This is a genomic window from Flintibacter sp. SJQ-8, from assembly GCF_054108085.1.
Map to the genome: position 1 here is coordinate 183,452 of NZ_JBPJWR010000011.1, position 22,049 is coordinate 205,500.

Sequence of the window (22,049 nt, forward strand, 5' to 3'; positions counted from 1 at the left end):
TTCTTAAAACTTTTTGGAAACAGTGGTATTCGGAAAATAAATACGATATAATAGAAAAAACGAGCCCTTTTGCGCCTGGAGCGCGGGGCGGACGCGGGGGAGAACCCTGCGAAAATCGGACAAAAAGAGGTCGAAACTATGCCTACCAATACTTATGAGAGCCCCCTTTCCTCCCGCTATGCCAGCGATGAGATGCTGTATCTGTTCTCCCCGGACAAGAAGTTCTCCACCTGGCGGCGGCTGTGGGTGGCCCTGGCCCGGGCGGAGATGGAGCTGGGTCTGCCCGTGACCCAGGAGCAGGTGGATGAACTGGAGGCCCATCTCACCGACATCGACTATGCCAAGGCCGCCCAGTGGGAGAAGAAGCTGCGCCACGACGTGATGGCCCATGTCCACACCTATGGCGAGCTGTGCCCCAAGGCCATGCCCATCATCCACCTGGGGGCCACCAGCTGCTATGTGGGCGACAACACCGACGTGATCCTCATGCGGGAGGGTCTGGAGCTGGTGCGGCACAAGCTGGTGCGGGTTATCAACTGCCTGGCCAAGTTCGCCCGGGAGTATAAGGCCATGCCCACCCTGGGCTTTACCCACTTCCAGGCTGCCCAGCTGGTCACCGTGGGCAAGCGGGCCACCCTGTGGATGAACGAGCTGCTCATGGACCTGCACGAGGTGGAGTATCGCATCTCCACCCTGAAGCTGCTGGGCTCCAAGGGCACCACCGGAACCCAGGCGTCTTTCCTGGAGCTGTTCGAGGGCGACCACGAGAAGGTGAAGGAGCTGGAGCGGAAGATCGCCAAGGAGATGGGCTTTGACAGCGTGGTCCCCGTCAGCGGCCAGACCTACTCCCGGAAGATGGACGCCAATGTGCTGTCCACCCTGTCCGGCATCGCCCAGTCCGCCAGCAAGTTCGCCACCGACATGCGCCTGCTGTGCCACCTGAAGGAGGTGGAGGAGCCCTTCGAGAAGAACCAGATCGGGTCCTCCGCCATGCCCTATAAGCGCAACCCCATGCGGTGCGAGCGCATCTGCTCCCTGGCCCGCTATGTGATGGTGGACGCGGGCAACCCCGCCATCACCACCGCTACCCAGTGGTTCGAGCGCACTCTGGACGACTCCGCCAACAAGCGCATCTCCGTGCCCGAGGCGTTCTTAGCCGTGGATGCCATCCTGAACATCTATCAGAACGTGGCCTCTGGCCTGGTGGTCCACCCCAAGGTCATCGAGAAGCACGTGCTGGAGGAGCTGCCCTTCATGGCCAGCGAGAACATCATGATGGACGCGGTGAAGCGGGGCGGCAACCGCCAGGAGCTTCACGAGCGCATCCGGCTCCACTCCATCGAGGCGGGCAAGAACGTGAAGGACCTGGGCCTGCCCAACAACCTCATCGACCTCATCGCCGCCGACCCCGCCTTTGGCATGACCCGGGAGGAGCTTACCGCCCATCTGGAGCCCAGCCGCTATATCGGCCGCTGCCCCCAGCAGGTGGAGGAGTTCCTGGACGAGGAAGTGGCTCCCATGCTGGAGCAGTACGCCGACGCCCTGGACGAGAAGGCCACCGAGCTGAAGGTCTGATCTTTTGATTTTGATTTGAAAACCGGCCCCGTCCCGCTCATTCAAGAGAAGCGGGGCGGGGCTGAACAAGAAAGGAGGGAGGCGGCCATGAACAAGCGCCACCAGTATGGACCCTATATCGCGGTGGGCGTGACGGCCTTTGCGGTGATCGCGGCGGCGCTGCTGCTGTTTTTTACCCTGTTCCACCTGTCCGCCCTGCGGGCCTTTCTCCGCACCCTGGCCCACATCCTGCGGCCCATTTTCCTGGGCATGATCTTCGCCTTTTTGCTGCTGCCCGTCCACCGGGGCATCTTCGGCTTTCTTGTGGCCATGACCCCGGAGAAGCGGCTGAAGAATAAGGGGGACGTGCAGTTTCTCAATGTGCTGGCCATTATCCTCAGCCTGCTGCTGGCGGTGTTCCTGTTGTATCTGCTGCTGGCCATGGCTCTGCCCCAGGTGTATCTCAGCATTGTGGGCCTGGTGAACGCCTTCCCGGATTACATCAACAGCGTGCAGGAGTGGCTGCAAAAGTTTTTGGCGGATAACCCGGACATCCAGAACACGGTGATGTCGGTGTACGTCTCCGCCGCCGCCTCCCTGGAGGACTGGCTGAACGCGGACATCCTGCCCAATCTGGAGTCGGTGACCACTACAGTGCAGTGGCTGCGCCAGTCGGTGCTGCCCAATCTCACCGGCGTGATGTCCAGCGTGTCCGCGCTGGTGGTGTCCCTGGCCCTGCTGCTGAAGGATCTGCTCATCGCCCTGATCGTCACCTTCTATCTGCTCATCCGCAAGGACGTCTTTGCGGCCCAGTCCAAAAAGATCGTCTATAGTATGCTGCCCACCCACGTGGGCGACCTGGTGGTGGAGGAGACCCGCAGCGCCTATCGCATCATGAGCGGCTTTATCAACGGCAAGCTGCTGGACTCCCTGATCATCGGCGTCATTGCCCTGGTGTGCTGCAACCTGCTGAAGTTTCCCTATCCCGCCCTGCTGGCCACCATCATCGGCGTGACCAACGTCATTCCGTTTTTCGGGCCATTCATCGGGGCCATCCCCTGCGGTCTGCTGGTCTTTCTGGACAGCCCCATCAAGTGCGTCTATTTCGCCATTTTTATCCTGGTGCTCCAGCAGTTCGACGGGAATATTTTAGGCCCCAAGATCCTGGGGGACTCCACGGGGCTGGCATCCTTCTGGGTGCTGTTCTCCATCCTGCTCTTCGGCGGCTTGTTCGGCTTTGCGGGCATGGTGCTGGGCGTGCCCGTGTTCGCCATGATCTACAGCGTCCTCCGCCGCCTGGTCCACTACGGCCTCCGCCGCCGCGGCCTGCCGGAGGATACCAAGTTCTATCTAGGCAAAACGGGACCCATGGGGAAGTAAATCAAAATTTAGGGACGGTTCCTGTGAGGTATGTCACGGGAACCGTCCCTATCGTTATATTTCCTGTTCATGCGTTGGCCGGTTCTCCGCCGTCCAGTTCTTTGGGTTGGTGTCGTCCGGGGTCAGCCCGGCCAGGATCGCTTCGTAATGGGCCACCTTGCCATCCATGTATTTCGCGGTGGCCTTGGCCTCCTCCACCCGCTTATAGGCCTCCTCCCGCTGCTTCAGGATGATGGCATATCTGGCCCGGAGGTTTTCCTCCGACTCCTCCAGCAGGCACAGGCGGCAATAGGTCTGGATGTCCTCCAGGGAGGCACCGCAGCCCTTCAGACATTGGATGCCCTGCATCCAGTTGACAGATTCCTCGTTGAACACCCGGCGGTTGCCGCCGTCCCGCTGGCAGGGCAGCAGGCCCTTGTCGGTGTAAAAGCGCAGGGTGTGCTCGGTGACGCCGAAGCGCTTCGCCATTTCTTTGATGGTATAATTCATGTCCGTTCCTCCGAAAATTCTTGCTTGACTTCGTGTTACACGAACTTGTTAGAATCATGATAGCACAGAAGATCAGCCTGTGCAAATCCAAAGGAGGACGGAACATGGAATATTTGACGTTACAGAACGGCGTGCAGATGCCGCTGGTGGGCTTTGGGACCTTCATGCTGAGCGGCGAGACCTGCGTCAAGGCCGTTGCGGAGGCCATTCAAAGCGGCTACCGCATGATCGACACGGCGGAGGCCTATGGCAACGAAAAAGAGGTGGGGGCGGGCATCCGGGCCAGCGGCATTGACCGCAGGGAGCTGTTTCTCGTCACCAAAGTGAACTTCAAGTCTTACGAGCACGCGGAACAGACGGTGATGCAGTCGCTGGAGAACCTGGGAACGGACTATCTGGACCTGCTGCTGCTGCACTGGCCCTTTGCCAACTACTACGGGGCGTGGCGGGCGCTGGAGAAGCTGTATGAGGCGGGGAAGGTGCGGGCTATCGGCGTCTCCAACTTCGAGCCGGACCAGCTTTTGGACCTGATCGCCTATAACAAGGTGGCCCCGGCGGTGGACCAGATCGAGACCAATCTCTACTGCCAGCGCAGCGCCGAGCGGGGCTGGATGGACAAAAAGCAGGTGGCCCACATGGCCTACGCGCCCCTGGGGCAGGGGAACCGGAACGAGATGTTCCGGGAGCCCGCCGTCCTCGCCCTGGCCGAAAAATACGGCAAGACCCCGGCCCAAATTTTGCTTCGATTCCTGACCCAGAAGGGCATCGCCGTCATCCCCAGGAGCACCCAGCCGGAGCACATTCGGGAGAATTTCGCCCTGTTCGATTTCAAGCTCACCGCCGACGAGCTGGTCCAGCTCTCCGCCCTGGACAAAAAAGAACCCTTGATCGGAAAGCCGGAAACGCCGGAGCTGGTGGAGTTTTCGTTGACGTGGTGAAGGAGACGGCAGGATGAAGCATGTACTATTGTTAGGTGCCACGGGCACAGCGGGCAGCGCCCTTACCCAAAGGCTGCTTGCGGACACAAATTGCCGCCTTACCGTATTTGCCCGCCATGCCGGGGCGATGTACGCCGACACGGACCGTATCACGGTGGTCAACGGCAACGCGGAGCATTTCGACGAGTTGAGGACCGTGATGCCGGGACATGACGTGGTGTACTGCGCCATTTCCGGCGATGCGCTGCCCAAAATCGCAGAGAATATCGTTGCCGCAATGACGGAGACCGGCGTAAAGCGGTTGATTTTCATGGGTGCAGTAGGGATATATAATGAAATTCCTGATGAGATCGACGGCGAGGATAACCTGGACAACGAGCCTGCACAGATACCCAATCGAAGAGCGGTAGATGTGGTGGAAACCAGCGGTTTGAATTACACGATCCTCCGACCCGGCTATCTGGGCGAGGGCGACGAAGATGATTTCGTCCTTACGGTCAAAGGGGAATCGGCAAAAGGATATACCACGCCGATCCCTGCGCTGGTAAAATTTGCAGTGCAGCTTATCCTGGATGACCAGCTTTACAGCAGAGAAAGCGTCAGCATCACACATGATGCTGCGAGAAAGTAAACGGGACGTCGTCTTTGGTGGCCGGAATCGCCGCCCACCCCTGGACATGATGGAGGAGCTGCTGATGATCTGACCAGCCCATGCGAACCCCAAGCGCCCAACCCCTTCGCACCTAAAATTCCCCCGCAGCAGAGTTGTTTTCGGAAGAAATATCCTGTATAATACCCCTGAAGCAGGATAGAACCTGGGAATCTTCTCTGCTTTGAACAAAAGTGCCAACCAAACTTGTGCGCTTTTCCTGTCGCCCCCGCATGGGGGACGTGGATTAAAATAACAGACAGTGTCTGTTATTTTGTCGTGGTCACATTGTCGCTCCTAATATAGGGGCCTAGATTGAACCGCCACGCAATGCGTGGTACACTAAGACCATCAAGACAAACTACTCGTGAATTACGCAAGGGAGAGGAGGGGTGACCGTGGCGCTGGAGAATAGGCTGGGGATACTGGATTCTGCGGAGCTGGCCCGGGAGGAGGAGCGGCTCAGCAAGCGGCGGGCGGTGGAGCTGTTCGAGAGCGGTGCGCTGGACCAACTGGAGCCGGGCACGGTGGCCGCGCTGCGGGAGATACACCGGCAGCTGTTTCAGGACGTCTATGCCTTCGCCGGGGAGTTGCGCACAGTGAACCTGGCCAAGGGGAACTTCCGTTTCGCGCCGCTGATGTATCTGGAGGCGGCGCTGGCGAACATCGAGAAGATGCCCCAGGGCTGCTATGACGAGATCGTCGAAAAGTATGTAGAAATGAACATCGCCCACCCCTTTCGGGAGGGCAACGGGCGCAGCATGCGGCTGTGGCTGGACCAGATGCTGAAGGCGGGTATCGGCCAGGTGGTGGACTGGAGCCGGGTGGATAAAGAGGACTACCTGCTGGCCATGGAGCGCAGCCCCATCAAAGACGTGGAGATCAAAGTCCTGCTGAAAAGCGCCCTCACCAGCGATGTAAACAGCCGGGAACTCTTTATGAAAGGCATGGACCACAGCTATTTCTACGAGGGGTATGCCACGTTCAGGACGGCGGAAGTCTGAGAAGAACAGCCTAATCACAACAAAAACGAAAGAAGGTCACCCTCATGCTATACCCACTCCTGACCCTGTCCGACCAGACGGAGATGCTCTATTCCGAAATAAAGCCGGATGGGCGGGTGAAGGTTTATGTGGAGAAGCCCGATGCGAAGGACTGTTTTCACAATGCGGTCTGCTGGCTGCCCGGGTATACCTGGGAGGGTATCTTCGGTTTTACCCCCGCCGAGATCCGGCGTTATGAGCAGCTCATCCGGGCCGAGGCGCACCGAATTCCCTGTCGCCCCCTGTGAGCGGGGCGTGGATCGAAATATGCAGGCGATCAACTTAGAAGCCAAATTGGAAGCCAAGTTAAGGGCCGTTCTCTTTGCGGGAACGGCCTTTGCTATTTTTGGTCAAAAGGGGCCGATTCAGGAAAAAAGTCCTTGCAAACCGTGAAAATTTTCTCTATAATGGAAAACCGTGTTTGTGTTATAAAATAGATTGCAAGGAGAGAGATGTGTGAGTGATTTGAAACCTCAGCTGCTGCTGTCGCTGAGAAACTATTCCAAAGAGGCCTTTGTCAAGGACCTGGTGGCGGGCGTCATCGTGGCGATCATCGCCCTGCCCCTGTCCATCGCCCTGGCGCTGGCCTCCGGCGTGTCCCCGGAGCAGGGACTGTACACCGCCATCGTGGCGGGATTTTTGATCTCCGCCCTGGGGGGGAGCAAGGTGCAGATCGCCGGGCCTACGGCGGCCTTTGCCACCATCGTGGCGGGCATCGTGGCCCGCAACGGCATGGACGGCCTGGCGGTGGCCACCATTCTGGCGGGCATTCTGCTCATCATCATGGGCCTGCTGCGCATGGGCAGCATGATCAAGTACATCCCCTATACCATTACCACCGGCTTCACCGCCGGCATCGCCGTGACCATTCTGATCGGCCAGATCAAGGACTTTATGGGCCTGACCTTCCAGACCGCCCCCGTGGAGACCATGGAGAAGCTGGAGCAGGTGGTCCTGTGCATCGGCACCATGAACGTCACCGCTCTGGCCGTGGGCTGCCTGGCCCTGGCCATCCTGATCTTCTGGCCCAAGACGCTGAAGAAAATTCCCGCCTCTCTGGTGGCGGTTATCGTCACCGCAGGTGTTGTAAAGGGATTTGACCTGCCGGTAAATACCATCGGCGATTTGTATACCATCTCTGGCTCTCTGCCCCACTTCCAGCTGCCCGCTCTGTCCTATGAGACGGTGGCGGCGGTGCTGCCCGACGCCTTAACCATCGCCATTCTGGCGGCCATCGAGTCGCTGCTGTCCGCCGTGGTGGCCGACGAGATGATCGGGGCCCGGCACAACTCCAACATGGAGCTGGTGGCCCAGGGCGTGGGCAACGCGGCCTCCGCCATGTTCGGCGGCATCCCCGCCACGGGAGCCATCGCCCGCACGGCGGCCAACATCAAAAACGGCGGCAATTCCCCCGTGGCCGGCATGGTCCACGCTGTGGTGCTGATGCTGGTGCTGGTGCTGCTGATGCCCTATGCCGCCCTGATCCCCATGCCCTGCATCGCCGCCATCCTGTTCCAGGTGGCCTATAACATGAGCGGCTGGCGCACGGTGGTCAAGGTGGTGAAGACCTCCCCCAAGAGCGACGTGGCCGTGCTGGTGCTCACCTTCTTCCTGACGGTGGTGTTCGACCTGGTGGTGGCCATCGCCGTGGGCCTGACCCTGGCCTGCCTGCTGTTTATGAAGCGCATGGCCGACGTGGCCGTGGTCCAGGAGTGGGAGTATGTGGAGGACACCCAGGACGATCAGGGCCGCTATAAGCCCGTGCCCGCCCACGTCATGGTCTATGAGGTCACCGGCCCCATGTTCTTCGGCGCGGCGGACAAGATTCCCCACATGGACCGGGAGACGGACAAGTCCGTCCTCGTCCTGCGCATGCGCGCCGTCCCCGCCCTGGACATCACGGCGCTGAACGGCCTGCGCCGCCTGTGGGAGGAATGCCGCCGCCAGGACATCCAGGTGGTGTTCTCCCACGTGAACGAGCAGCCCATGTCCGTGTTCCAGAAGTCCGGCCTGCTGGACGAGGTGGGCCGGGAGAACTTCCAGCCCAACATCGACGCCGCATTAGATCGCGCCGCCCAGCTGGACGGCGTGGCGAAATAAAGCCTAGAAAAACATAAGAGACAAACCACCGCCCGAACCGGGGAAGACCTGGTTCGGGCGGTGTTCGTCATGTCATGTAAAGGATCATGTGATTTAAAAAACAAAGTAACACAGCGGGACGAGCAGGGCGGCCAGCAGGAGCGCCGCGCAAAAGCCAAAGACGGACTTGACAATATCGCAACACGATATTACAATGGCCATAGAGAAATATCGTGACGCGATATTAAAAGCCTGGTAGAAGGAGGGCTGATATGAAAGACCGCGGCGCACTCACTGAGCCGATGTTCTATGTGCTGATGTCTTTTCTGCGCAGCGAAATGTGCGGGATCGAGATCACGGAATTTGTAGCGCGTAAAACGCATGGCCGGGTGCGGCTTGGGCCCGGAACGCTCTATACCCTGCTGGGGAAATTTCAAGACGAGCACCTGATCGAAGAGACACAGACGGATGGGCGCAGGCGCAGCTATCGCATCACCGGAAAGGGGCGGGAGGTCTTTCGGGACGAGCTGGCGCGGCTGAAAACCTGCGTCCTTGACGGAGAAGAGGAGAGCGTATGAGCAGGACTGTGATTCGAGTGACGCCAGTGGGAGGGTTTGACATTCCCGAATTAGAACGCTGGCTGGCTGCCATGTCAAAGAAGGGGCTGCGCTTTTCTATGACCGCCGGACTGCTTACTGTTTTTGAGCGTGCTGAGCGGCGGACGGTTCAGATCCATTTGGAGCCCATTCGGGGAGCGGTAGAAGACGACCCAGAGTTGAATGCCCTTTACGATGACGCGGGATGGAAATATTGGGGAATATTCCGGGGGAGCTTTTATGTCTTTGCCTCTGATGACCTGACCGCACGGGCGCATACAGATGTAGAGACGCACGAGTATGCGCTGAAGCGGTTTTTCCGGGGAAAAGTGATCGGCGGGGCGCTGCTTGCCTTGGCAAACGCACTTTTGCTGGGTCTTTATCAAAGGGGTGCTCCGTGGAAGATCGACTGGACATGGCTCAGATATTTTCCGGTGGAGACCTTTTCGAACAAGCCGGTGCTGCCATTTCTGCTGGCGGCGTTGGGACTGCTGCTGATCGACCTGTCGTATTTGCTTGGACTTTGCCGCCTGCTGCGATACCGAAAGGCCATCAGAAATGGGACGGTACCCAATAGACACAAAAAGGTCGGTTGGCTGTCGGCGATAGGGTCAGTGATTTTAATCCCGGTCCTTATCAATAGCGTACAGCTGCTTTCGGGGGCAAATTACCGGCCCTATGATCTGGTCGGTTCCGGTTTTGTCACGCTGGCGGATATTGAGGGGTCAGATCTGCGGCTCTCTCATGATGCGTTTTACAACATGGACTATATCGCCCACGAGGGAACGCTGCTTGATGCTGAATCCTGGTATTTTCAGCAGTATGCGGCGTTCGGCGTGGATGACAGCCCCAATGATGTGCCCCGTCTGGAAATCACCGTCACCCGTTACCCATGGAATGCGCTTGCCGAAATGCGGATGGCGGAACTTGGCAGGCAGAAATTCGACAACTCTGGTGACAATCAGAGGTTTGATGTTCTGGACGAATGCCTATATGCGAAATGGGAAGGATGGACCCACACCAGTGAGATGACCGGAGAAACGCGCGCCTTTTTGCCCGGCGGTATCCTTGCACTGCGCCAGGGGAATACCGTCCTGTTTGTAAATTACTATGGAGAACAGGACCTTTCTGAGCATATGGAACAGTTTGCGCGAATGCTAATAAATCTGTGAATATTTGCGACCCTTTACTTGCACAGCGCAGCACAAAGCCCCATAGGTCCACGACGGGCCTATGGGGCTTTCAGCGTTAACGTTTCGTTGTGGTCACCCCTGTGCCAGCGGTACTGCGGTAGGGGCGTCGAAGGCGGGGTTGGTGAGGTAGACGTTTTTGGCGTCCATGCGCTCCTTGCACAGGCGCAGGCACTCGCCAAAGCGCTGGAAGTGGACGATCTCCCGCTCCCGCAGGAAGCGGATGACGTTGTTCACGTCCGGGTCGTCGGACAGGCGGAGGATGTTGTCATAGGTGACCCGGGCTTTCTGTTCGGCGGCCAGATCCTCGGTGAGGTCGGCGATCACGTCTCCGGTACACTGGATGGACCCGGCGGTCCATGGGAAGCCGGAGGCGGCGGTGGGGTAGACCCCGGTGGTGTGGTCCACGAAATAGCTGGCAAAGGGCGTCCCCTTGATCTGGTCCTCCGTCAGGTTCCGGGTCAGCTGGTGGACAATGGCGGCCACCATCTCCATGTGACCGAGTTCATTTGCTCCTTGATGATATCCATAACAGTCATGAAGACTAGGTTTTCAGTTCCACGGATAGATCCACGGGGGGAGAGGCCCAGTTGGCGGCGCGTTTTTGGCGCTGGAGCTTTTCCCGGCGGTAGATGATCTTCTCGATGCAGGCTTTCAGAAGCCGGTTTTTCTCGGCGGCGGAGAGGTCGGGCGTATCCAGGGCGTTCAGGGCGTCGGTGAAGCGGGCCAGCTTCTCCTGCCAGTCGGCGGGGGAGGGCATGGCGGTGCGGGCCTCCTGAAGGGACTGCTGCACGGCCTGTTTTTCCCGCAGCAGCTTCTCGTTCAGGGCACGGAATACGTGCTCCGGCATACGCTTGGCGGGGTCGGGGTCGGCCTGGGCCTCCCACTGGGCGATCTCCTTTTTGTCCAGCTCCCGGGCCTTGGCTTCCAGCTGGCGGACCAGGGCCTCCTGCCGGCGGCGGGCGTCCTGATTGTTGGCCCTGAGCTCCACGTTGAAGTCGTGGATGTTCTGCCGCAGGATAGACTTTACCTGTTCGATGATCTCGGCGTAGCCGCAGGAGGAGGTGCCGCAGTTAGACTGATTCTGACACAGGAGCCGGGGGGCGGAGCGCTCCACGCCGCCCTTGGTATAGGTGCGGTAGACCATGGCGCGGCCGCACTGGCAGTACAACAGTCCAGCCAGGGGATTGACGACCTGGGCGCTTCCCTTGACCCGGGGGTTCCGGCCCTGCTTCTCCTGGGCCGCCTGGAAGAGGGCCTCCGGCACGATGGCGGGGTGCTTTCCTTCGTACACCAGGCACCCGCCGTCCCGGGCCCTGGGCCTGGTGTTGATGATTTCGCTGTCTGAGACGGTGGTCACGGTCTTGCGCCAGTTCCAGCGGACCTTGCCCACGTAATGGACGTTGGACAGCAGGTCCTTCAGGGCGGCGGGGGACCAGTATTCACTGCGGGGCGGCTGGATACCCATGCCGTCCAGGCGGTGACATATCTTCTGATAGCCCAGGTCCTCGTCCACGTACCAGTGGAAGATCATGCGCACCACGTCGGCCTGGGTCTTGTTCTCGGCCAGGGTGGGGTATTTCCGCTTGCCCTCGGTGACGAAGACCCGGTCATAGCCATAGGGCGGGTGGGAGCCGATATAGTTCCCCTGGCTGACGGAGAGCAGGCGGCCACGGTTCAGTATCTTTTTCGTGTACTCCAGATAGTCGTTGCCCCGCTTCAGTTCCCGTTCAAAGACGTCCCAGTCATATTCGTCGCTGAGGTCGTAGGACCTGGGGGGCGTGAGGACCAGGGTGTGGGTGTGCTTGAGCAGCTTCATCATGCGGCCAATGTCCTCCAGATCGCCGCGGGTGAGACGCTGGGGTTCCACCACCAGGATGGCCCGGATGCGGGGGGATTCCATCAGGCGCAGGACCTTCTGCACCTCGGGGCGGCCCTTGATGGTCTCACCGGAGACCACCTCCCGGAATTTGTTCTCCTCCGGCACCACGCCGCCCAGGGTCCGCTGGGCCCACTCGTCCAAAATCGTCTCGTGCTTGGCCAGGACCTCCTCCACGGTGAGCAGGGGGTCGTCTGACTGAGACTTGCGGAGGTAGGCCAGGACCTGGTCGGGCCGAAAGTCGATTTGTGGTTGGTAGTACATGGGCGGGCCTCCTTTGGGAGATGGGTGGTGATAACGATTTTGTTGGTGCCAACAAACATCTGACACTCCGCTGATTGGTTGCTTTTAAAATGACTTTTGGGGGTTAAAACTCCTTCAAAATATGATAATTGACTATTTCAAGCAAATACAGTATCATATTTATGATTGAAGGGAGGAATGATGCGTGTCTGGAAAAAGCCCCAAAACAACAGATTCGCTGATGCGGTATTTACGAGACCAAAAAGGGATTGCGATTGGCGGGTCTGCCCAAAAGCGTAAACTAATGAATATTGGATACTATCACGGGTATAAAGGGTATCGATATATTCACAAGGCTACGAACGTCATTCCGTATACAAATTTTGATGAGCTGACGGCTGTATACGAGTTTGACGCTCAATTAAAGGCTTTATTCTATCCGTTTGTTATGCAAATCGAGACCGCTTTCAAGAATTATGTTCTGGAAACTGTCGTTGGATCAGTTAAATCTGACAGCTTTATCGACGTGTATTGCCAACTGCTTGATAACTACAAGATGTTTTCTGTATCTGGGAAGGTGTTTAAAAACACCAGAGATCGCAAGCAAGCAGAAGACAGGTATAAGCGAGAATTGAAACGCCGATTGGATTTGCGGAATCGTATCTATAAAGTCCAAACAGATGCTTTTGGCAATGGAAATAAAATTGCAGAACACTACCTGAATAAGGATGTAAACCTTCCGATTTGGGCAATTTTTGAGTTGTTGAGTCTAGGTGAGTTTGGTCACTTTGTGTCGTGCTTGAATTTTAATTGCAGACAAGCTATTTCTGCGAAAATTGGAATCAGAAGTTCAGACGATACCAACGCGCTGCTGCCACAGCGTCTTATCTATGCAACAAAAGACCTTCGTAACGCCATTGCACACAATGATGTTGTCTTTGATACCAGATTCCGAACCGGAAACATTGATAAGCAAGTTAGTAATGCTATTTCAAATGCGACTGGTGTCCCTGTTTTAACCTTCGAGACCGTTACTGATTATGTTGTGCTTATCGTATACCAGCTTTCATTGCTCAGAATATCAAAAAATGAAACGAAGCGGTTGATCTCCTCTTTCGTAGACTGCACTGAAAAACTTCGCAAGGCGATTCCTGTTTCCGTATATAATCAGATTATTCTGACGGATAATAATGTAAAAATCGCTGCATTGCGGAAATTTGTCAAAGCAAAAACAAAATAATTCTTGCTTTTTCGCAGAATACGTAGTATATTATAGATGTGAATTGCGGTATGTCTCTACGGAGCATACCTAGGGGGATTGGATGCGTCCGGTCTCCCTTTTTTATTTATATCATGCCCCGGCCATCGGCCTGGGGCTTTTTTATGTCCTGGGCAGGTCGCGCAGCTGCATCCGGCGGATCTGATCGCAGTTCAGGCGGAGGCCATAGCGCCGATTGAGCAGGTCCATGATGATCTTGGCTTTCCAGCCGTAGCCGGTGAATCGAGCAAGATCACGCTGGGCCGCGGGCGGGAGTTCGGATAGGATCATTGATGGCCTCTCTTTCTATATCATGCTGGATTTTCAATCCACGCCCCCGTAGAGGGCGACACTATATCATACTAGAAAACGCCACGGCTTTGCCCAGTATTTCCACGTCGTTTAGATCCTCACCCTCATATTCCATGTCGGCGTACAGGGGGTTGCAGGCCCGGAGGATGATGCGGCGGCCATTGTAATAGACCTTCTTCAGGGTGGCTTCCTCACCGATGCGCACGGCGGCGATCTCGCCGTTTTCCACCTCGGGCTGCTGGCGGATATAGACCACGTCGCCGTCCCAGATGCGGGCGTCGATCATGCTGTCCCCCTTGCAGAGCAGGGTGAAGTCACAGTGGATGGTAATGGGCACGTCGTCGTATTCGCTGATGTTCTCCACGGCCAGGATAGGCTTGCCGCAGGCGATGGCCCCCAGCCGAGGCTTCTTCACCGTCCGCGGGAGCGGGAGACAGTTGGAGGGGAGCTTAGGGGCAGGTGGTGCTTCCGTATCCCCCATTAGCCACAGCGTGGTCGTTTCAAGAGCTTTTGCAAAAATAGCAATTTTAGATTGAGTTATATCATTAACCCCAGATTCGATTTTTGCGATGGAAGAGCGATCCTTATAGCCGACACGATGAGCTAATTCTTCCTGAGATAGACCGAGTTCTTCACGACGACTTTTTATCCGTTCATATAGACGCATGAGCTCACCCCTTGTAATTGTATTTATTACAAACACATACTAACATCTTGGTGATTGTGTGTCAACAAAAATTTATAAATACGAAAAATAGTGTTGACTTTAAATCACGCACGTGCTATCATCTGGTTGTGATTAAAAATCACGAACGGAGGTGAGAATCGTGACTGATACCGTGGAACTCGAAATTGCTATGAAACGAGCGGGAAAGAGCAAAAGAGAGACAGCGAAGGCATTGGGTCTGTCTGAAATGGGTCTTTATAAGAAGATTCAGAATGAAAGCGAGTTCAAAGCTAGCGAAATCGCAGCACTGACAGACTTTCTTGGGGTCCCGTCAAGATTTATGCGCAAAATTGTTTGCAGGCTCCGGCTGAGTGAAGTCAGCCGGCAATAGAGGCGTCATCCAGAGCCGCCTCCAGGTGCTTCATATTCATGTATTTCTTGCAGCCCCACTGGGTACCTGCCACATGGCGAAGGCGGGCACAGACCAGCATCAGGGCGGAGTTGCCGTCAGGGAACGTCCCCACCACGCGGGTTCGGCGGCGGATCTCACGGTTCAGCCGCTCGATCACGTTGTTGGTACGGATGCGCGTCCAATGCTCGCTGGGAAAGTCACAATAGGTCAGCGTTTCCTCAATGCCGTCCTCGACTTTCTTGGCGGCCTCCTTCAGCTTCATGGCGCGCAGCTCGGCGACCACGGCTTTTGCCTTCTCGCGGGAGGCCTTTTTGCTCTCCTGGGCGTGGATCGCCTTGAGCATTTTCGCTACAATTTTGACCTTGGATTTGGGCACAACAGAGAAAACATTGCGGTAGAAATGCACCGTGCAGCGTTGATATTTGGCGTCCGGGAACACCTCGCCCACGGCCTCTAACATACCCAGACACTTGTCCCCGACGATGAGCTTCACGCCGTCCAGTCCGCGTCCACGAAGCCACTGGAAGAAACTGACCCAACTGGCCTTGTCCTCTTTCATGCCCTCGGCAGCGCCTAAAACCTCACGAAAACCGTCCTCATTCACGGCGATCGCCACCAAAACAGCAACATTTTCGTACTCTCCGCCCCAGTTGCGGCGCAGGTAGATGCCGTCCACGTAGACGTATGGATAGTGGCCGCCCCGCAAGGGGCGGTTGCGCCAGTCCTCGATGTGAACGTAGGCTTTCTTGTTCAGTTCGCTGATGGTGGCGGGCGAGACCTTGCTGCCCCACAGTGCCTCCGTGATGTCCTCCACACGGCGCACGGAGACGCCTGCCAGGTACATCTCGATGAGGGCCTCCTCCACGCTGCTCTCCCGGCGGCGATACCGCTCGATGATGGCAGTCTCAAAGGATACGCCCTTGAGCCGGGGTACGTGGAGCGTGACATCGCCAGAAGTGGTGGTAAGATTACGGTCATAGTGGCCGCTGCGGTAGCCCTGACGGGCCTCGCTGCGCTCATAGCGGGCCGCCTGCGTCAGGGACTCCGCCTCCTTTTCCAGCAGCTCGTTCAGGGTTTCCTCCACGCTGCCGCGAACCAATTCCTTGATTTGGCCCTTGATTACTTCCTCGTTTAGCTGTACAATTTTCTCGGACATAGTTTGCTGTCTCCTTTCGAATGTTTGTGTGGTAACTTCATTCTACCAGAGCCTGCAAGCTATGTCTTCTTTTATGCTTTTTCCAATTTGCGCAAGTTATTGTACATTATCTTTCTTGGCCTTTCTGCCAAAGAACGGGACGCTATCTTTTTTTGCAAGGAAACGTGATTTTAAATCACCAACCGTAGCGAAGAAAACCATCCCAGCTGGTGAAAGCGGAGACGGTGGAAGGAGATGAGTGTATGGAAGGCATTTTGTTTCCGCGAGGCGTGGATTCTGCCCGGGTGATTCAGGTCATTGTGACGAAAGCCGCCCGGGGCTCCGGCTCAAAAGACCAACCTACGCGGACTGTAACTGAGTACTGGTCCACTGATGGGAAGAAGCTGGCGGAAAATGATCCTTATTTGCGGGATATGGATTCCGCTTCCTCGAACGCCAGCTCGGAGTCGATGTAGGTAAGCATGGCTTTTATGAAACGCTTCATTTCAGGCAGACCTAGGTCCTCGTGCTTTCGGACATAGTGGGTCTCATCATTACCAATCCAAGTGGAGCGTTGGGCCAAAGTCTTGATACGGGTACTTTCGATGCGATTGATGCTTGCCCCCAGCGGTTCAGATTGAATTTTTTCGGTATCGTCCGGGTAAATGTGGCATAGATAATCTTTCACGAGAATTTCGAGTGCTTTCCGGTAGCCTGGGCCACAGATTTGGAAAAGTTGTTGTGATTCTGCTGATTCGGCCTGTGTGTATGTTTCGACGAAGCCGGGTGAGAGCTGTTTAATTGCATCAGAGTATGAGTCCAACACTGGGGTCATAGGAGAGACCGAATGAAGGTGACGAAATGGTATTCCTTGTGTGTCGGCAGGACCAGTTGCCCAGTAGGTGCATAAAAACACAGATCGGCAGTTGTAGCAGAAACACAATAGGTGTAGGTCATACGTCCGAAGATAGTATGCGGTGTTTTCGTTTTTAGCATAATGCGCACTAAGTACTTTTGGTAGTAACGCATGGTGACATATAGGACATTCCGTGATTTCTGAATAAGCACAAGTCATACGATTGTGGTTTGCTTTGTCGTCAATGTTATAAGCGGAAATAACTTCTATAGGCATATGCCTACCTCCTTAGTGTCTGACCGGGGCATCGGAAAATCTATCAGGTGGTTTTGGGAGACATTGTAGGAGTCAGCCATTGCAATGAGGACTAGCGCTGACAGGACAGTTTTGCCGTCATACCACTCGCTGATAGACCTATTCCGTCTGTGGTAATTCTACCATGAAGAAAGGAAAAAGTCACCAGTAGAGTTGTGAGATTGTGGATAATCTCTCAATAGAGCTGATAGGAAAGGGAGGAGAGGGGGTGCCGTATGTGCGGTAAAAACCGTAATTGGCAGGCACAGGGGAACATGAGGACAGGCCGCAGGGGCATAGTGTTACATCAGATCAGGCCCGCGCCTTTGGGCGGGGCGAAAATAGAAAAGGAGTTGATCGTATGGGACGCAAGTGTAACGACGTGTATGGCGAGGAGAAGGTCTATTACTATCCCGGTGCCATTGTGCGGGTGCGCCGCCCGATCCTGACGGAGGAGGAGCGGGCCCGGCGGATGAAGATCATCGAGAAGGCCGCCGCCGACCTGCTGATGGCGGCGTATCGGAAAAAGTAAGAGAGAGGCGAGAGAGCATGACAGAACGAAAGAGACAGCGGACCCGTCGGGAGCGGGCCGCCAGATGGGCGGAGTTTTGGGCCATTGTGGCTGTGTGCGGGTTTTTGACCCTGATTTTCCTGCTGGGTATGTGTACCGCCTTTGCGGTGGTAGAGACGGCCTGGTGAGTTTGGCAAGGAGGAGAGAACGATGAGTTTGGCAGAGTGCTACAAGTGCGCGATCCTCTCGGTGCTCCGGGATGAGACGCTGGACGTTGCGAAAAAAGCGCAGGTGCTGGAGGTGCTGGTGAACCATAAGCGCCAGGAGGAGTATCTGTCGCGGCCCCTGGGGGAGCAGCTGGAGGAGACGTGCTGATGGCGATCTTCCCCAAAGCCACCCGGACCAGCTTCGCCCGGCTGCTGCGCAAGCGGGGCTATACGCTGCCCCGGAACCGGGAACTGATGTTCTCCAACGTGGGGCACGGCTTCTTTTTGATGTGGGAAGGCCCGGATGGGGAACCCCACCGGGCCTATTATACCGGGGTGGCGGGTTGCCCCGTGCTGGTGGTGGACCAGGACACGGTTCAGCTGACCATGGCCGAAGTCATCGGCCTGGGGGATGGTGCGCGTGACCCGTGGAGGTCCCAGAAAGCAAAAAAATCCCCCGCCGACGCAGGACAGCGCCGACAGGGAACCTAACAACAAGGACATGATACCACATCCCGGAGAGAAAGACAAGGGGGGAACCTGATGGAGAGTAAAATTCGCTTTCTGCGGCGGAAGCCGTTTGTCACCGTCTACCGGGAGGTGGCCCAGGACGGGCGGCTGAGCTTGGAGACCCGGGGCCTGTTCGTCCTGATGGCCTCCCTGCCCGAGAACTGGCAGTATACCGTGTCCGGCCTGGCCAAACAGGCCGGATGCGGCAAGGACCGGCTGCGCCGGATGCTAGGGGAGCTGGAGCGGGTGGGCTATCTGGTCCGGGAGCAGGCCCACGACGCCGGGGGCAAGTTCACGGGCAACCTGTACATCCTCCAGGACGAGGCACCCATGGCCGAAGAAAACGGCAGCGCTGGGGAAATTAGTGCGCCTGCACCGTTGTCCGGGAAACCCGACAACGGTGCACAGGAGCGGGAACCGTTGTCGGAAAACACCGATGACGGGTCTGAGCCGTCAGCGGGAAAAACCGTTGACGGTTTTCCAGACGGAACATAAGAAGATAGATAGACTAGAAGATATTCCCCCCTATAGTCCCCCCACGGGGGGACGTGCCCGAAGGAAAAAAGCACAGGACAAGCCCTCGGTGCCCACCTGGAAGCCGGAGCGCTTTGCGGCCTTTTGGGCAGCCTATCCAAACGGGAAGGCGAAGAAGCGGGCCGCTGTCGCGTGGGACAAGCTCAAGCCGGACGACGCCCTGCTGCGGCAGATGGGCCTGGGGCTGAAACGGGCCCTGGTCTCGGCGGACTGGCAGAAGGACGGAGGGCGGTATATCCCCATGGCCTCCACCTGGCTCAACGGCAGGCGGTGGGAGGACGAGGACAAGCCCGCCCCCTCCGCCAGACCGGACAGGCCCCGCCAGCAGCGGCCCTTCCACACGGAGATCATCGACGGGGAGGAGGTTGTGATCTTTGACGACGCTCAGACCACTTGAGGCGGAGAACGCCGTGATCGGGGCCATCCTGATCTCCCCGGAGTGCCTGCCGGTGGCCGCCGGCATCCTGAGCCCGGGGGACTTTGGCCTGGAGGCCAACCGGCAGCTGTTCCAGGCGGCCCTGGCCCTGACCCGGGCGGGAAAGCCCGCCGACCCGGTGCTGCTGGGCCAGGAGGTCCGGCGCATGGGCGGGTCCGTGTCCAACGAGTACATCATGCAGCTGATGGACGCCACCCCCACGGCGGCCAATGTGGAGGAATACGCCCGGCTGACCCGGGAGAACGCCGTGGCCCGGGGCATTCGGGACCTGGCGGGCCGCTGTCTGGAGCGGCTGGACCAGCAGGCCCGGCCCCAGGACATCCTGGAGGAGACGGCCCGGACCCTGGAGCAGCTGGAACAGCAGGGGACAGAGCGGGAGCTCATCGGCCCCCAGGAGGGAATGCTCCGCTTCTACCGGCACCGGGAGACGGTGGACCGGGGGGAGGGAAAGGGCTTTGTGCCCACGGGCTACCGGGACCTGGACAACGTGCTGGGGGGCGGGATGCTGGCAAGCGGCATGTATGTCTTGGCCGCCCGCCCGGGCATGGGCAAGACCACCCTGGCCATGAACATCGCGGACCGGGTGGCCAAGCGGACAGGGCCGGTGCTGTTTATCTCCCTGGAGATGGACGTGGAGCAGCTGGAGGCCAAGCGCGCCGCCCGGGAGAGCGGCGTGCCGGGAAACAAGCTGCTGATGCAGCGCCTGACGGATGCGGAATACACCAAAGTGGCCCAGGCCGCCGACGTGCTGAACGAGCTGCCCCTGTACGTCAATCAGAAGGCCAGCGCCACCGTGGCGGAGATGGAGACCCTGGCCCGGAAGGTCCCGGGGCTGGCCCTCATCGTCATTGACTATCTGGGCAAGGTGTCCCCCGGGGAGCGGGGGCGGCTGAGCAGCCGGTATGACTACACCACGGAGATATCCGGGGCCATCAAGACCATGGCCCGGCGGTTCCGGGTGCCCGTGCTCACCCTGGCCCAGCTGAACCGGGAGAGCGAGGCCCGCCAGGACCACCGGCCCCAGCTGTCTGACCTGCGGGATACGGGGGCCATTGAGCAGGACGCCGACGGGGTGATCTTCCTGCTGCGGCCCGAGTATTACGAGGGTCCGGGGGACCGGGACCCCTACGCCCCGGAGGAGCTGAACGTGCTGGTGGCCAAAAACCGCCACGGCCCCACGGGGGAGTGCCAGATGGCCTTTTACCCCGGCACCAGCCGGGTCCTGCCCCTGAGCAACGACCCCAGAAAGGCCTACCGCAGCTCAGAGGCCTTCAAACAGGCCCGGGCGGAGGACAGAGAACAGGCCAGAGACAGAGGAGGACGAGATCAGTCGTGAGCAAAATACTCAAACAGGTGCGCTGCGGGCGGATGGTGTATGCGGTGGTGTACACCCCGCCTGCCGCCGGGGATGGGCCCCGGGCCAGGGCGCAGAAGCGGAAAGCCTCCAGCGCGGCCCGGGAGCGGCTGAACGCCAGGACCTCCTTCGCCAAGCTGGAGCGGGTGCTGGCGGCCAACTTTGACGACGGGGACCTATTCATCACGCTGACCTATGAGGACGGGCGGCTGCCCGAGAGCCGGGACATGGCTGTGCGGAAGATACGCTCTTTCCTGGCCAAGCTGCGGGCGGCCCGGAGGGCCAGGGGCCAGCCCACCAGATACATCTATGTGACAGAGGGCGGCTGCCCCGGGGGCCGTCTCCACCACCACCTGGTCCTGAACGGGACGGGGGAGGACCTGGAGGAGGTCCGCCGACTGTGGATCTATGGCAGCAACGTGGAGATGACCCGGCTGAAATTTGACCGGGGCCACACCTATGAGGACCTGGCGGCCTATCTGACCAAGGAGCCCCGGGAGTGGGGCCACCCCCAGGTGGGGGAGCGGACCTGGACGCCCTCCTTAGGGTTGGACCGGCCGGAGCCCCAGACCGAGCGGGTGCCCGACTGTGTGACACTGACCGCCCCGCCGGAGGCGGAGGTGCTGGCCAATGAGGGCCCGGTGCGAAACGGCTATGGGGAATTCGCCTGGATCAAGTACATGCTGCCAAAATCTGACACAGAGCACCGGCCCAGGGCCAGGCGGCGACGGAAAAGAGAATAGCCTTTTTTGATTTTTCAGTCTCGGGGGTAAGTATATTAACTTGCGTTTCCGGGGAAAAGGGGGAGAAAAGTGTTGCGCTCCAGGGAAGGCTATGGTAAACTATTGGTGAAAGACGGAACAGACGTTTGGGTGCTGTGTCCACAGTGCCGAATGATGCGGCTGATCCGCCTTCCACCCGACGGATGTGTGCGGGGGTTCCCGTATTGCAGGCGATGCAAGCGGGAGCAATATTTGAACATCGATTTGAGCCTGAGCCATTGAGCCTGAGCCGCATGTTCCGCAGAACGCGGAGCGTGTTGGTTCGGGCTCTTTTTGTTTTGCCTGCGGAGGTGATAGCCCATGGGCAGACGGCCACTGAGACCGTGCAGGGCTCCCGGGTGCCACATCCTGGTCCCCGGGGGCTTCTGCCCGGCCCACCAGCCAAAGAGAACTGAGCGCAGCGCCCGGGCGGCGTCCTGGCGCTGGATGTACGGCACGGAGACGTGGGGTGAGCTGCGCACAGAGCAGCTGTTGAAGGAGCCCTTCTGCCGGGCCTGTGCCGCCAGAGGACTGCGGGTCCGGGCCACAGACGTGGACCACATCCGGGACCACAAGGGGGACTGGGACGTGTTCACGGACCGGAATAATTTGCAGAGCCTGTGCCACTCCTGCCACAGCCGCAAAACGGCGAAAGAGATGCACAAAACCGCCGCGTTTTAAACGGCGGGACAGAGGATGAACGGGCCGGACGCTTGGATGCGCCCGCGCCTGCCCCACGCCCGGGGGCGGTTCCTTGCGGACG

At 58.2% G+C, this 22,049-nt stretch carries 27 protein-coding genes and 2 pseudogenes; 21 read left to right on the forward strand and 8 right to left on the reverse strand.

The window, feature by feature from the left end; all coding sequences use genetic code 11:
- Nucleotides 1-138: 138 nt before the first annotated feature.
- Both purB and ACSAMP_RS09045 read left to right on the forward strand, forming a co-directional pair.
- Nucleotides 139-1,575 carry an adenylosuccinate lyase gene (gene purB / locus ACSAMP_RS09040; RefSeq protein ID WP_457800234.1) on the forward strand — a complete coding sequence of 479 codons (1,437 nt, stop codon included), beginning with the start codon at nt 139-141 and terminating at the stop codon, nt 1,573-1,575.
- 87 nt (nt 1,576-1,662) lie between these two features.
- On the forward strand, nt 1,663-2,934 hold the full coding sequence (locus ACSAMP_RS09045; protein ID WP_441795622.1) for an AI-2E family transporter: 1,272 nt from the start codon (nt 1,663-1,665) through the stop codon (nt 2,932-2,934).
- Between the two features lie 54 nt (nt 2,935-2,988).
- On the opposite strand, the gene ACSAMP_RS09050 is transcribed toward ACSAMP_RS09045, so the two are convergent.
- Nucleotides 2,989-3,423 carry a MerR family transcriptional regulator gene (locus ACSAMP_RS09050; protein WP_457800235.1) on the reverse strand — a complete coding sequence of 145 codons (435 nt, stop codon included), beginning with the start codon at nt 3,421-3,423 and terminating at the stop codon, nt 2,989-2,991.
- Between the two features lie 104 nt (nt 3,424-3,527).
- On the opposite strand from ACSAMP_RS09050, the gene ACSAMP_RS09055 reads away from it, so the two are divergent.
- From ACSAMP_RS09055 to ACSAMP_RS09090, 8 genes are all read left to right on the forward strand, one after another.
- On the forward strand, nt 3,528-4,361 hold the full coding sequence (locus ACSAMP_RS09055) for an aldo/keto reductase (protein ID WP_457800236.1): 834 nt from the start codon (nt 3,528-3,530) through the stop codon (nt 4,359-4,361).
- A gap of 13 nt (nt 4,362-4,374) precedes the next feature.
- Nucleotides 4,375-4,992 carry an NAD(P)H-binding protein gene (locus tag ACSAMP_RS09060; protein ID WP_457800237.1) on the forward strand — a complete coding sequence of 206 codons (618 nt, stop codon included), beginning with the start codon at nt 4,375-4,377 and terminating at the stop codon, nt 4,990-4,992.
- A 416-nt stretch (nt 4,993-5,408) separates the two neighbouring features.
- Nucleotides 5,409-6,014 (forward strand): protein adenylyltransferase Fic, encoded by a 606-nt coding sequence (gene fic, locus ACSAMP_RS09065; RefSeq protein ID WP_457800238.1) that lies wholly within the window; start codon nt 5,409-5,411, stop codon nt 6,012-6,014.
- Nucleotides 6,015-6,058: 44 nt separating this feature from the next.
- Nucleotides 6,059-6,301, forward strand: coding sequence for a hypothetical protein (locus tag ACSAMP_RS09070; RefSeq protein WP_457800239.1), 243 nt, complete (start codon nt 6,059-6,061; stop codon nt 6,299-6,301).
- A 19-nt stretch (nt 6,302-6,320) separates the two neighbouring features.
- Entirely contained in the window at nt 6,321-6,446 is a 126-nt protein-coding gene (locus ACSAMP_RS09075; protein WP_457800240.1) for a hypothetical protein, read from the forward strand.
- Between the two features lie 63 nt (nt 6,447-6,509).
- Nucleotides 6,510-8,153, forward strand: a complete 1,644-nt coding sequence (locus tag ACSAMP_RS09080) for a SulP family inorganic anion transporter (protein WP_457800241.1) — start codon at nt 6,510-6,512, stop codon at nt 8,151-8,153.
- Between the two features lie 251 nt (nt 8,154-8,404).
- A complete protein-coding gene (locus ACSAMP_RS09085; RefSeq protein WP_457800242.1) occupies nt 8,405-8,710 on the forward strand; it encodes a PadR family transcriptional regulator in 306 nt (101 codons plus the stop codon).
- Complete coding sequence (locus ACSAMP_RS09090) at nt 8,707-9,900, forward strand: DUF2812 domain-containing protein (RefSeq protein WP_457800243.1); 1,194 nt, start codon at nt 8,707-8,709, stop codon at nt 9,898-9,900. The genes ACSAMP_RS09085 and ACSAMP_RS09090 overlap by 4 nt, the downstream gene beginning before the upstream one ends.
- Nucleotides 9,901-9,993: 93 nt before the next feature.
- Here the strand turns inward: ACSAMP_RS09090 and ACSAMP_RS09095 are convergent.
- Both ACSAMP_RS09095 and ACSAMP_RS09100 read right to left on the reverse strand, forming a co-directional pair.
- Nucleotides 9,994-10,434, reverse strand: a pseudogene (locus ACSAMP_RS09095) (manganese catalase family protein); the annotation flags it as partial.
- 28 nt (nt 10,435-10,462) lie between these two features.
- Complete coding sequence (locus ACSAMP_RS09100) at nt 10,463-12,061, reverse strand: recombinase family protein (RefSeq protein ID WP_457800244.1); 1,599 nt, start codon at nt 12,059-12,061, stop codon at nt 10,463-10,465.
- 184 nt (nt 12,062-12,245) lie between these two features.
- On the opposite strand from ACSAMP_RS09100, the gene ACSAMP_RS09105 reads away from it, so the two are divergent.
- Entirely contained in the window at nt 12,246-13,280 is a 1,035-nt protein-coding gene (locus ACSAMP_RS09105) for an Abi family protein (RefSeq protein ID WP_457800245.1), read from the forward strand.
- 141 nt (nt 13,281-13,421) lie between these two features.
- Here the strand turns inward: ACSAMP_RS09105 and ACSAMP_RS09110 are convergent, their stop codons facing one another.
- The 3 genes and pseudogenes from ACSAMP_RS09110 to ACSAMP_RS09120 form a co-directional block, all read right to left on the reverse strand.
- Complete coding sequence (locus ACSAMP_RS09110) at nt 13,422-13,589, reverse strand: hypothetical protein (RefSeq protein WP_457800246.1); 168 nt, start codon at nt 13,587-13,589, stop codon at nt 13,422-13,424.
- A 61-nt stretch (nt 13,590-13,650) separates the two neighbouring features.
- Entirely contained in the window at nt 13,651-14,025 is a 375-nt protein-coding gene (locus ACSAMP_RS09115; RefSeq protein ID WP_457800410.1) for a LexA family protein, read from the reverse strand.
- 78 nt (nt 14,026-14,103) lie between these two features.
- Nucleotides 14,104-14,277: pseudogene (locus ACSAMP_RS09120) on the reverse strand (helix-turn-helix domain-containing protein); the annotation flags it as partial.
- A 160-nt stretch (nt 14,278-14,437) separates the two neighbouring features.
- Between ACSAMP_RS09120 and ACSAMP_RS09125 the strand changes: the two are divergent.
- A complete protein-coding gene (locus ACSAMP_RS09125; protein ID WP_457800247.1) occupies nt 14,438-14,668 on the forward strand; it encodes a hypothetical protein in 231 nt (76 codons plus the stop codon).
- Here the strand turns inward: ACSAMP_RS09125 and ACSAMP_RS09130 are convergent.
- A complete protein-coding gene (locus ACSAMP_RS09130) occupies nt 14,655-15,845 on the reverse strand; it encodes an IS256 family transposase (protein ID WP_457799236.1) in 1,191 nt (396 codons plus the stop codon). The genes ACSAMP_RS09125 and ACSAMP_RS09130 overlap by 14 nt on opposite strands.
- Nucleotides 15,846-16,245: 400 nt before the next feature.
- Entirely contained in the window at nt 16,246-16,956 is a 711-nt protein-coding gene (locus ACSAMP_RS09135) for a hypothetical protein (RefSeq protein WP_457800248.1), read from the reverse strand.
- 379 nt (nt 16,957-17,335) lie between these two features.
- Here ACSAMP_RS09135 and ACSAMP_RS09140 point away from each other — a divergent pair, with 379 nt between their 5' ends.
- The 9 genes from ACSAMP_RS09140 (at nt 17,336) to ACSAMP_RS09180 (ending at nt 21,967) form a co-directional block, all read left to right on the forward strand.
- The gene (locus tag ACSAMP_RS09140) at nt 17,336-17,506 is read left to right on the forward strand and encodes a hypothetical protein (protein WP_457800249.1); all 171 of its coding nucleotides are present in this window, start codon (nt 17,336-17,338) and stop codon (nt 17,504-17,506) included.
- Nucleotides 17,507-17,523: 17 nt separating this feature from the next.
- Entirely contained in the window at nt 17,524-17,673 is a 150-nt protein-coding gene (locus ACSAMP_RS09145) for a hypothetical protein (protein WP_457800250.1), read from the forward strand.
- A 22-nt stretch (nt 17,674-17,695) separates the two neighbouring features.
- Nucleotides 17,696-17,860, forward strand: a complete 165-nt coding sequence (locus ACSAMP_RS09150) for a hypothetical protein (protein WP_457800251.1) — start codon at nt 17,696-17,698, stop codon at nt 17,858-17,860.
- On the forward strand, nt 17,860-18,183 hold the full coding sequence (locus ACSAMP_RS09155) for a hypothetical protein (protein WP_457800252.1): 324 nt from the start codon (nt 17,860-17,862) through the stop codon (nt 18,181-18,183). Before ACSAMP_RS09150 ends, ACSAMP_RS09155 begins: the two co-directional genes overlap by 1 nt.
- Nucleotides 18,184-18,234: 51 nt before the next feature.
- Nucleotides 18,235-18,696 (forward strand): helix-turn-helix domain-containing protein, encoded by a 462-nt coding sequence (locus tag ACSAMP_RS09160; protein ID WP_457800253.1) that lies wholly within the window; start codon nt 18,235-18,237, stop codon nt 18,694-18,696.
- An 88-nt stretch (nt 18,697-18,784) separates the two neighbouring features.
- On the forward strand, nt 18,785-19,132 hold the full coding sequence (locus ACSAMP_RS09165) for an LvrA C-terminal domain-related protein (RefSeq protein WP_457800254.1): 348 nt from the start codon (nt 18,785-18,787) through the stop codon (nt 19,130-19,132).
- Nucleotides 19,110-20,507, forward strand: a complete 1,398-nt coding sequence (locus tag ACSAMP_RS09170; RefSeq protein ID WP_457800255.1) for a replicative DNA helicase — start codon at nt 19,110-19,112, stop codon at nt 20,505-20,507. Before ACSAMP_RS09165 ends, ACSAMP_RS09170 begins: the two co-directional genes overlap by 23 nt.
- Nucleotides 20,504-21,268, forward strand: coding sequence for a rolling circle replication-associated protein (locus ACSAMP_RS09175; RefSeq protein WP_457800256.1), 765 nt, complete (start codon nt 20,504-20,506; stop codon nt 21,266-21,268). Before ACSAMP_RS09170 ends, ACSAMP_RS09175 begins: the two co-directional genes overlap by 4 nt.
- Before the next feature lie 339 nt (nt 21,269-21,607).
- Nucleotides 21,608-21,967, forward strand: a complete 360-nt coding sequence (locus ACSAMP_RS09180; protein WP_457800257.1) for a DUF8602 domain-containing protein — start codon at nt 21,608-21,610, stop codon at nt 21,965-21,967.
- The last annotated feature ends 82 nt before the right edge of the window (nt 21,968-22,049 follow it).